The organism is Vibrio sp. G-C-1, assembly GCF_021728015.1.
Taxonomy (GTDB): Bacteria; Pseudomonadota; Gammaproteobacteria; order Enterobacterales; family Vibrionaceae; genus Vibrio; species Vibrio splendidus.
This window is the reverse complement of sequence record NZ_JAKKCR010000009.1, coordinates 42,951-54,284: the sequence shown is the minus strand read 5'-3', so window position 1 is coordinate 54,284 and position 11,334 is coordinate 42,951. Positions and strand designations below refer to the sequence as shown.

Genomic DNA, 11,334 nt, shown 5'->3' with positions numbered 1-11,334 from the left:
AGGAAATTTGCCAATGATCTACCTTAGTCTCGATAGGAAAAGGAGTTCTCAATATTCTCAACATTGTTAGTTAATTATTGCGAATCCTGAATCACCCGAATCGCTAGTTATCCTAAAAACAGCTGCTCTTGAGCGGCTGTTTTGCTATTTGACGTCGCCTAAATTTAAAACTCACTTACTCACTCACTTACTTAGCTTAAAGGCTTAAAGGCTTAAAAGCTTAAAACAAAAAACGCCCCGAAGGGCGCTAAAGTTAAACGAGCAAAAAAGATTCAGGCTAGTTTACTTGTTGTTTAATGTACTCACCCAGTTCTGAGTGGTGCATGATTTTCGAAACTGGCAGTATCTTTTCAGCAGGACCCCAAGCAAACACGTTCACTGGTGTGTGAGTGTGTGTACCTGTACCCCAAACGATGTTTTGACCGGTTGCTTGTTCTCGAGCAAGTAGGTTGCCACGGTCGTTATATGGGAAGAAAGCATCGAAATCGTTGATAGCAGGCACTTCTTCTGCCGACAAGTATTTGTGCTGAGCCAATCGGTATGGGTTCGGCTTACTGGCTAATACGTTTTTCGCTTGTTCCGCTGTAATAGGGAACTCACTATTCTTGTTGACGATCTCAGCCAGTTTTTCAGGTGTTTGCAGCGATTTATCTAGCTTCTGAAATTCGCTGATCATGCCGTAGTAGCTTTGCTTCTGATTGTATAAACCATCAAGAATATCGAATGCGCCAAAGTTAAAGTTGGGTGCATAGTCGCGGTCAGCAAAGGCTTCGCCAGAACGTTTCTGTGGTTTTGGTAGGTCGTTAGAAGAGTAGCTGAAACCGAAAGAGCCTGTTTCGTGGTCTGCGGTCACAATCACGATCGTGTCTTCACGATCTTTTGCCCATTCATAAACCGTTTGGATCGCTTCATCAAACTTGAGCAGTTCATGCAGCATGGTGCCTGCATCGTTACTGTGTCCCGCCCAGTCGATTTGGCCACCTTCGACCATTAGGAAAAAGCCATCTTCATCTTTGGATAGGATGTTGAGTGCTTTTTGTGTCATCTCTTTCAGGCTTGGCTGAGTTCGTTCGCCACTCTTTTTCTTGTTGCTGTAAGCGATGCCATCATCCATGCCTGAGTAGGCGAATAGGCCAAGTAGTTTATCGCCCTTAGCATCGTCTAGCATGTTGCGATTAAACGCCAGTTGGTAGCCGCCTTTCTCTGCTTCAGTCAGCAGGTTACGGTCGTCTTTACGCTTCGATTTGAGATAAACATCACCTTGAGTCAGTTTCTCAAGTTGCTTATAGGTTTCACCTTTGTCGTTGGTCGATTTAGGGATCCAATGACGTAGTCCTCCAGAGAGCATCACATCAGCGCCCGTTGCTAACATGTCAGATGCAATTTGATTCTCTAAAGAACGGTGAGGTTGGTGAGCGGCGAAAGAAGCAGGGGTCGCGTGAGTTAAGCGCGTGTCGGAAACTAAGCCGGTCGCTTTGCCTGCTTTTTTCGCTTTCTCAAGTACTGTCTCAACATGGTTACCCTGGGAATCGATACCGATCACTTCTGAACCGCTGTAGATACCCGTTGCAAGCATGGTCGCAGAGCAAGCTGAATCCACTACGATTGCGTCTTCCGGATGCGTTAGGGATGAACCAATAACCCCTTCTTGAGCAAGTTGATAAATGGCCGTTTTGTTCCCTTTATAGATGGAATTTGGCGCTTGGTTTGCGTAGGTTTCCAATAAGCCAACTTGCTGAGGTCCCATGCCGTCGCCGATCATCAGAATGACATTTTTGATTTCTGCTGAAAGTACGTTGAATGAGAGTGTAGAGGTTACCACTGCGGTAACAATTGGTTTCATAAAGTGCTTCATTAGTTATCCCTTTTTATATAAGCGGGATGATTAGAACACCGATTTGTGTCAAAGTCGTTTCATATTTGTTTCATCAATATGAAATTGAGCAATAACTCAAGTTTTTAGAAAGGCCTAAAAAAAGGCTCACATTTCTGTGAGCCTTTGTCGTATTTAGGAGAGTCCAAATAAATGGACTGTGTCATGGCTAATGTCAAGCAAGTGGCAGTTCTGCAACCACCTGATTGAACGCGACTCGAGCTTTCTGAGCTTGCTCTGATAACTCAACTTTTTTCGCTTGAGCTGTGCTTAGGTTGTTTTCAGCCTGCTCAAGTGCTTGTTGTAGGTTTTCAGGAAGCTCATGTGTTTCCATTTGTGCACCCTGTTCAAGAACATAAGCGCGGATTTCTTTCTTCACATCAGCAAGGGCTTTATAAGCTTCACGTTCAAGTTCTGCGGCTTCTTGTGCTGCGTCTTTCTCTTTCTCGAACTGTGCCAGTGCCATCCCTTCTGCCGACCATGGATCCATGTCTGGCAGCTCTTCGATGTTAATCGTCGGCTCGATGTAACTCTCTTGGTGACGTAAATCGAGGCTCGTTGCACGAACGGCTGAAATCATCAACATCACAGAGATAGCCAGTAGCGGTAAGCCACCAACAATCGCAGCCGTTTGAAGCGTGCTTAGACCGCCCAAGAACATCAGAATCGTTGGTAAGAACGACAGTGTGAATGCCCAGAACATACGGTTCCAACGCATTGGCTCTTCGGTCACGTTGTTCTGAACCACAGAAGCCAAAATGTAAGATATAGAGTCAAAGGTTGTCGCCGTAAAAATAATACACAACAGTGTAAATACGGCGATCACTAACGTGCTCATTGGCAGTTGTGCCAGCATCGAGAAGATAGCTTTGGTTGCGCCTTCTTCGTTTAGGATTGCAACGACATCTAGCTCACCAGATAACTGTAGGGATAAACCGTAGTTACCTAAGATCATGAAGAATAAGAAACAGCCTAATGAACCAAAGAAGATAGAGCCTGACACCATTTGTTTAATGGTTCTGCCGCGAGAGATACGCGCAACAAACAGGCCCATGCTTGGTGCAAAAACTAGCCACCATGCCCAGTAGAAAATGGTCCAATCTTGTGGGAAATGGGTATTTTCGAACGTACCGTAGCCGCCGAATGGTTCAGCCCACGTTGCCATCACAAAGAAGTTAGACAATAGGCGACCAATCGAGTCTAGACCCGTTTCAAGCATGAAAATCGTTGGGCCAGCGATTAGGACGAATATCAATAAGCCCATTGCGCCCCAGAAGTTGATGTTACTGAGGATCTTGATGCCTTTTTCCAAACCCGCATACGATGAGTATGCGAATATCGCAGTACAAACCAGAAGCACCATAACTTGAGTGACGTTATTTTTTGGTAGGCCGAATAAGTGGTTAAGGCCTTCAGTAATAAGAGGTGCTGCTAAACCTAACGTTGTTGCTGCGCCGCCTAATAGACCAAAGATGAATAGGATATCTACAACTTTACCTGCAACGCCGCGGCTATGGTGTTCACCCAATACTGGCATTAATGCGCTAGAAATTTTTAGTACAGGTTGTTTACGTACATAGAAAAAGTAGGCAATTGGAATAGCAGGGATTAGGTAGATAGACCAAGCAATTGGACCCCAGTGGAATAAACCATAGGTCGCAGCCCAACGAACGGCTTCTTCACTGCCGGGTTCTAGTTGAAAAGGCGGTGATTGGTAGTAGTAAGCCCACTCGATACAACCCCAATACAAGATACTTGCCCCGATACCACCACAGAAAAGCATTGCTGCCCATGAAGCGGTTTTAAATTCAGGTTCTTCATCGGCTTCACCCAGTTTAATTTGTCCCATATCACTGAACACAACGTAGACCATGAAGGCACAAGCTGCGAGTCCAAGCGCTAGGTACAAGAAACCAAGTTGGTCTGTCATAAAGGTTTTAGCGACCGCGATCCAGTCTGCTCCTTGCGTCGGGAACATAATCAGCGGGAAGATGATCGTGAGTAGGAGTGCTATCGCACCAAAAAAGGTTGGCTTATCAATAAGCGCAAAAGAGTTTTTCACGAGTATTATTCCATTAAAATGAGAGCGGAATTATGTCGTGAACTCGTTTTTTAGGACAAATCAGGTGTGTTGTCGTGACGACAAATCGATTTTTTGCAATGAAAGAGGCTCAGAGCAATAGGGACAATGTAAGCAGTGCTGTGCAAACAATGCACGTGGTGCAGTGAAAGGAATGCCGTAAAGGAAAGTAAGGTTATATAAGAGCGAGAAGAATGCCACCAACCGTTGCCGCTGCGGATAAGTATTGCCCTGCTGAATAAGAACCATCGTCCTCTTCTTCAATCTTATCTGGGTGATCCATACCTAATGCGCCGTGAGCAAATGACTCAACCTTATCAGTAACGGTCGCGTTTTCAGCTTCGACTTTCTTGGCTTCTTTATCGATTTCTTTAAGGGCAGATAATAGGGCTTTGCCCTCATCGGAAAGCTTAACGGTATTTTGCTCAACCTTAAGAGGTGCAGGCTTGTCAGCTTCAATGCTTTTAGCTTGTGCGTTCATTTGCGAAGGTGAATACAGCTGAGTGTTACTCGTTCCTACTGGCGTCATATCGCTCTCCTTACCTATCCTTAAATAGAGTATCGGCAGAGGTGTGAAAAACTTGTGCATTTAATCACCGTGGTGATGTTTTTTTATTCGCACAATATATCTTCGTCTGCTTAATCAAAACTGCTTGGTAATTAAGCAATTCCTATGCCGATATCAATATTTATCTTAGGGCGCGATTGAATAAGCTTTTAGTTTGCCAGACTTATAGCATGCCAGACCTAAACTTGAATAAGATTAAGTCTGGATAGCGATTTTAGTCGCACTTGAGATCGGCTCCGCGCTTAGATAGGTGCTTATATGCCTTCATTCGGTTCTCTTTCTTAACAAAGCGAGCCGGTGGCGAGAGAACTTCAAGCTGATAGTCACTGCTATCCGATGAGATCTCTTCAACTGGGCTGATGATGGCAATTTTCAAATCAGGGTTACGACGTAGAATCGATGCTGCCGTGCCTAAACCACCTTCGGTGTGGAACTTACCGGCCACATGAATCACTTGTTGGTCTGGGTTTGATGCGAGGTAATCAACAATCGACTCTGCCATGGTTTCGTCCCATGTGACTTGAGCCGCAAACTGTTTTTCTGTTTGCTCTGGTGTTCCGTGATGCATCGAAGCCATGAACTTTTCTTTATAAGGGCTATCGCCAGTATCCACTTCTGAAGCAATCCATTGACGTTGTTCCGTCGTTAGCTGATCTAGATAGGATAATCCTTTACGGCCGATACACTGTACAAAGGGTTTTGGTGCGTTTGCCGCAATGATATCGACGTTGTTGGTTTTAGCGAACTCCACTAACGCGCGGTAATCACTTTCGTAATTTGGCCAAGCAGCCGCTTGAGACATAAGAACTTGTTCGCCAATCTCATCATTTAGATATTGGTTTAATGTGTTTTGATGCTCTCGAGTGAATTGTTCCATTGAAAGCGCAATGTTTGATGTGGCATTGCGGCGCGCTTTTAAGAAGTCTGTTTGAAAGCGATGGATTGCCGAGTGAGTGTGCCATTCGCCAATAAGAACCACATCAGCGTCAATCAGCTGTTTAGGTAATGCATTGAGAGAAAGCGCTTCACCTTGTGGAGACGCGAATTGGTAGTCGTAGAATGTGGAAACGGCTTGCGTTTGCGTGTTAGCCACTTTTTGAGAAGTGCTGTTTGAAGGTTGATTAGCACAAGCTGTAAGCAGGGTAGCTAATCCGATAAGAATAATACGTTGCATGAAATGCCTCCTTGAAGAACACGCATACTAAAGGAGGCAAGATGAGATTTCAATGCAAACGATAATCAATATCAATTAAAGTTGTTTGCGGTACACTCGTAGCATAAAGTCAGCTTCACAGTTGAATTGCTCTGCATCGGTGAGTTGTTGTTTAAATTCTTCACTCGCTTTCCAAGCAAACGGCGTCATCTGTAGCAGGTCGAATGCGTCTGACCCCGATAGTTCCATCATATAGTTTAGTTGCTCTTGGTGCTCAAGAGTAAAACCTTCGATCACTTCTGGATCTTCATCGTGCAAACGAACGCCATCATAAATCGCATCGCGCAGCTGATACAGGTGTCGGCTAGCAGGTGTCACGGTAATCACCACACCATTGTCTTTGATCGTGCGTTGCAGCTCTTCTGCCTTGCAAGGCGCGTAAATGCGTAGAATGCCATCTAAGCTATTTTCAGCAAAGGGTAGGCGATGACTCGAAGCGACTGAGAAGGCGACCGCTGGGTAGCGTTTAGCGGCATATTTGATAGCAATCTTAGAGATATCTAGGCCAAAAGTAGCGCCATTCTTTTCTTGAAGGTTTACCGCAATTTCGTTGGTGTAATAACCTTCGCCACAACCAATATCTAATAGGCTAGGAGCCTCTTCTGGCAGATAGCTAGCGCATAAACCAACAACGGCTTGGCGCATTGGATTGTAGTGGTTGCCTTCAAGGAAGCGGCGACGAGCCTGCATCATCTCTTTGTTGTCACCTGGATCTTTTGAGCGTTTGTGGTGTGCTGGCATCAAATTGACATAGCCTTCTTTCGCTAGGTCGAACTGATGGTTCTTCTCACATTTAAACGTACGATCGTTTTGAGATAAAGGTTGGTGACACAAAGGGCATTGGTAAGTCATTGCAAACTCGAGGTAGAAATTTCAAGTCCAAAATTTTAACAGGAAGCATAGTGGGGCGCTAGAATAAACGCAGCTGTCTTGGCTAACGGCAATCCGTGAATAGGTAGAGCCAGTTAGTGAAGAGATAGAGCCAACGTATGGTTGGCTCTATTGGTTATGAGCAAGTCACTGATAGAAACAGTGAACTCGGCTTCTAGCTAAAGAAGTTAACTTGGTTCTTTAACGACTCAGCTTGTTTTTGAAGTTCATCAGCACTGTGAGAGGTCTTAGCGCTCGTTTCACGGCTCTGCTGGTTGAGGTCGCTGATCGCATGTGCGTTTGCAGCGATTTCTTGAGAAACCTGAGCTTGCTCTTCTGATGTCGCAGCGATTGTTTCAGCTTGAGAAGCAATAGATTCAACTTGAGAGGCAATCGACTCTAGAGCCGTACCGGCTTCTTGCGCTTTATCGAGTACTTGGTTGGCATTCGATTGGCTTTGTGTCATCAGGTTTACGGCATTGTTAGTGGAAGATTTTAACTTCTCGATGATGCTCACTACGTCTTGCACTGACGTTTGTGTACGATGAGCCAATGTTCTTACTTCGTCAGCGACAACGGCAAAACCACGACCCTGGTCACCCGCACGTGCTGCTTCTATCGCAGCGTTCAACGCAAGTAAGTTGGTTTGTTCTGCGATGTCATCAATCATCTTGGTGACGGTTTGAATGCTTTCGCTATCAGAACTCACTTGTTCGATGGCCGATGCTGACTTGTCTAATTGATCATTCAGCTGGGCAACATCAATACACACACCTTCAACGACTTCTAAACCTTTCTGGCTGTCTTCATTTGCAAGGCGAACATTTTCAGCAATGCTGTTCACTTGCTGCGCTACAGATTCTGCAGAGGTGGCCATCTCTTCAATGGCCGTAACGACTTGCTCAACCTGTGCTTGCTGGCGATCAGATTGACTCAAGTTGTGGCTGGCATCTTGTGACACACTGCTTGAGCTGTTCTGTACTTGGTCACTGGTCGTACGTATCTCGCCCACGAGTGTATTCAATTGAGCTGCCATGTTCGCAACACCGGTATTTAGGTTGCTGATCTCGTTTTTCGTCTGCTTGCCATTGTTTGGAATATGCAGGCTCACTTCGCCTTTTCCTAAACGCAGCATGTACTCGTTTAACGTCGTTAGTGGCGTCAGTGTACGGTTTAACACGAAGGTTAACGCGACGATGGTAGCGGCAGCAATCAAGGTAGCAATTATAGCGATGAGCTTGAGTAATTCATCACTGCCCTTGGTCACTTCCTTGATAAAAGTACCGCCAAGCAGTTTCCAATCCCACCCGGGAACTTCAGTGTAGACAAGGTACTTCTCACCAACGGTTTCTTTAACCTTGTATGGATATAGAATTAGACCTGATGGCTGTTCAAAGATCTGATAGAAAGGTTTGTTGCCGTCATAGTCAGCAACATCAACAATCGATTTACCACCGCCCACGTTAGTTGGGTGCAGTAAGTACTGGCCTTGATGCTCTTTCTCATTATCAACAATGATGGTGTATCCCGTATCCCCCCAAGAAACAGAGCGTAGAGATTCAAACAGGCTTTGAGTCGCCTCTTCTACTGGCAAACCAATGAAAGAGACACCGTTTACTTTGCCTTGAGCATTGGTCAAAGGCGCATAGTAGGTGATGTAGCGTTGACCGAAGAGCTTAACTTGAGAGTAATAAGGCTGGCCATTTTTGAGCTTGCTATAGCCTGGATGATTTTTCCCTAGCGTGGTCGCAACGACTCGTTCGCCTGAAGGTTTTTTAAGAGACGTAGAGACACGAATAAAGTCGTCGCCAAATGGGGCAAATAGGGTCGCTACGGCGCCGGTGTCGCGAGTAAAGCTATCGACGAGTTTGGTGTCATTGATTAGGCTCTCACCGTATTGAGTCATGTTAGGAATAGAATGACCGTTGAACTCAACGTCATAACTTTCAACATAAACACCTGCTAGGTAGCCGTTACGAAAAGTGGATTCTAAAACTTTAGCGGTATGCAGGTAAGCATCAAACTGACCAGAGATGGTTTTGGCCATCGCTTCTACTTTGGATTGGTGTTCTTTTAACGTGTTGTCTAATAATACCTGTGAGGCATTGCGGTACACGAGTGTTGCAATGGAACCAAAGGCGATAAGCAAGCACAGCAAAATGACCAACTTAAGTTGGAAGCCAACACTTTGATTTTTGTATTTCTCGAACATGAATTCACTATCCTGTCTTCATTGAGGTGTTGTTAAGTGGTTTTAAGGAAGTTTGTTATTGAGCTTTCTATCATAGGTACTTATTTATCGGCAGTAATTGATAATAATTAATGAATTGATAGTTATATTTATAAACTAGAGTGATGAGAACCACGTGGCGTGGGTTTAAACGAAGAGGCGATGGACTACTGGCTTGTGTTAAGACGTTGATTACTGGACGGTACGTGTGAGGTTAGGGGCAATAAAAAATGCAGCTTTATGAGCTGCATTTTTATGTCTAATTGAACTCGCTAGAGGCCTAGTTTGAGGAAATTACCGTAATCAGCTGGTGGTTTTCGCCAGGCTGTAGCGTTTTGCCTGCTTCTAGGCTTGGTGCGTGTAGTGTTGATTCTACACACATCATGGTTAGGTAACCGTCGTCTTGCATGTCGCCCATAGCTGTTGCGCCTTCCGCCCACGGGTTCCACAATACTGCAGAGTTATGACCGTGGTTTTCAACTGTTAGCGTGCGATCCAGCTTTTTGTCAGCAACAAAGATTTGCGCTTCTGGTTGCGTGTAAACGCGGTCAATCGTGTCGGTTAGTACTAGTTCAGAACCACCTTGGCAGATCTTGCCACCTTGCAAGCTATCAATGTACTCAGCACCCATACCGGTTGTGGTTGTGTTGTGAATATCACCAACGTTTAGGTAAGTGTGCAGTGCTCCAGAGAAAGTCCATGGTTGTGAATCTGTATTTTTCACATCCAAAGTTACTTTTAGTTGGTCACCAATCTCAACATTTAAACGTGCATCGAACTGATGCGGCCATACTGCCAGAGTTTCTTCATTCGGCTTTAGGCCTAGGCTTACAATCACACCCGCTTCGCTTTCACGGTGCTCAACTAATTGCCATTCGCTTGAACGTGCAAAGCCATGTGCCGGTGCTGCAATGCGACCAAACCAAGGCCAACATACTGGAATACCACCACGTAAGGCTGTTTTTCCATCGAATTTAGCTTGTTGGCTCATCCAAATAAGGTCTTGTTGACCTTGTGGTTGGAATGACACCACATGGCCTCCAAACAATGAAATGGCTGCGTTTGCTTTATCGTGGATAACGCGAACCAATTTTACACCTTCGTGTTCAACGATAGTCACGTTGTCAGAAAGTACTGTCAGTGTAGGCAGAGTAGATAAATCCATTACATGATCCTTCTAAGGAAATTGAATTCAAATGCTGGCTAGAACAGTGCTTGTGATTTTATGAGCGACAAGCAGAGCCAGTATTGGAATTAAATTTTGCGTTTTGACTTAAGTTTTAGGTTTAGGTTAAGTTTTAGTGTGTGACTAGCCAAGGCATTTTGGCGATCGGGGGCGAAGCCGTTTAAAAGATAGCGGGTATTAAAAAGGCGACACTAAGGTCGCCTTTTTCAAAGTCTGCTCAAAACAGTCTTCGCTAATGCTTATCTAAAGCTATTTCTAAAAAGAAATTACTTAGAGATGTGAGCGATTAGGTCAAGAACTTTGTTTGAGTAACCGATTTCGTTGTCGTACCAAGATACAACTTTAACGAATTTGTCAGTTAGAGCAACACCAGCTTTAGCATCGAATACTGAAGTTTGAACTTCACCGATGAAATCTTGTGATACTACTTGGTCTTCAGTGTAACCAAGAACGCCAGCCATTTCGCCTTCAGAAGCTTCTTTCATTGCAGCACAAATTTCTTCGTAAGATGCAGATGCTTTTAGGTTAACAGTTAGGTCAACTACAGATACGTTAGCAGTTGGTACACGGAAAGCCATACCAGTTAGAAGGCCGTTTAGTTCTGGAAGAACAACGCCTACAGCTTTAGCAGCACCAGTTGAAGATGGGATGATGTTTTGAGAAGCACCACGGCCACCGCGCCAGTCTTTAGCAGAAGGGCCATCTACAGTTTTTTGAGTTGCTGTAGTAGCGTGAACTGTAGTCATAAGACCAGACTCAATGCCCCACTTATCGTTAAGTACTTTAGCGATAGGTGCAAGACAGTTAGTAGTACAAGAAGCGTTAGAAACGATGTCTTGACCAGCGTAAGATGCTTGGTTAACGCCCATTACGAACATTGGAGTTGCATCTTTAGAAGGACCAGTAAGAACTACTTTCTTAGCGCCAGCAGTGATGTGCTTACGTGCAGTCTCGTCAGTTAGGAAAAGACCAGTTGCTTCAGCAACTACGTCTACTTCGATAGCATCCCACTTAAGATCTTCTGGGTTACGCTCAGCTGTAACACGTACAGTTTTACCGTTAACGATTAGGTTACCGCCTTCAACTTCAACAGTACCGTTGAAACGGCCGTGAGTTGAGTCGTACTTAAGCATGTATGCCATGTACTCTACGTCGATTAGATCGTTAATACCTACTACTTCGATGTCTGCACGCTCTTGAGCTGCGCGGAATACGAAACGGCCGATACGGCCAAAACCGTTAATACCTACTTTGATAGTCATTGTAGTTGCTCCACAACTTAATTTCTGATTAAAGATAACTGGTAGTAAAATT

General features: G+C 44.7%; 8 protein-coding genes. All 8 read right to left on the bottom strand.

Annotation, left to right across the window (positions count from 1 at the left end; all coding sequences use genetic code 11):
• Window positions 1–277: 277 nt before the first annotated feature.
• Entirely contained in the window at window positions 278–1,855 is a 1,578-nt protein-coding gene (locus tag L3V36_RS14285) for an alkaline phosphatase (protein ID WP_208774992.1), read from the bottom strand.
• Window positions 1,856–2,048: 193 nt separating this feature from the next.
• Window positions 2,049–3,935 (bottom strand): BCCT family transporter, encoded by a 1,887-nt coding sequence (locus tag L3V36_RS14280; RefSeq protein WP_017079506.1) that lies wholly within the window; start codon window positions 3,933–3,935, stop codon window positions 2,049–2,051.
• A 193-nt stretch (window positions 3,936–4,128) separates the two neighbouring features.
• A complete protein-coding gene (locus L3V36_RS14275; protein ID WP_004734101.1) occupies window positions 4,129–4,482 on the bottom strand; it encodes a hypothetical protein in 354 nt (117 codons plus the stop codon).
• A gap of 253 nt (window positions 4,483–4,735) precedes the next feature.
• Entirely contained in the window at window positions 4,736–5,695 is a 960-nt protein-coding gene (locus L3V36_RS14270) for a ChaN family lipoprotein (protein WP_208774993.1), read from the bottom strand.
• Between the two features lie 75 nt (window positions 5,696–5,770).
• A complete protein-coding gene (rlmA, locus tag L3V36_RS14265; RefSeq protein WP_208774994.1) occupies window positions 5,771–6,586 on the bottom strand; it encodes a 23S rRNA (guanine(745)-N(1))-methyltransferase in 816 nt (271 codons plus the stop codon).
• 193 nt (window positions 6,587–6,779) lie between these two features.
• A complete protein-coding gene (locus L3V36_RS14260) occupies window positions 6,780–8,816 on the bottom strand; it encodes a methyl-accepting chemotaxis protein (RefSeq protein WP_004734098.1) in 2,037 nt (678 codons plus the stop codon).
• Between the two features lie 298 nt (window positions 8,817–9,114).
• Window positions 9,115–9,999 carry a D-hexose-6-phosphate mutarotase gene (locus L3V36_RS14255; protein ID WP_054542244.1) on the bottom strand — a complete coding sequence of 295 codons (885 nt, stop codon included), beginning with the start codon at window positions 9,997–9,999 and terminating at the stop codon, window positions 9,115–9,117.
• A 287-nt stretch (window positions 10,000–10,286) separates the two neighbouring features.
• Window positions 10,287–11,282, bottom strand: coding sequence for a type I glyceraldehyde-3-phosphate dehydrogenase (gene gap, locus L3V36_RS14250; RefSeq protein ID WP_026012234.1), 996 nt, complete (start codon window positions 11,280–11,282; stop codon window positions 10,287–10,289).
• Window positions 11,283–11,334: the final 52 nt, after the last annotated feature.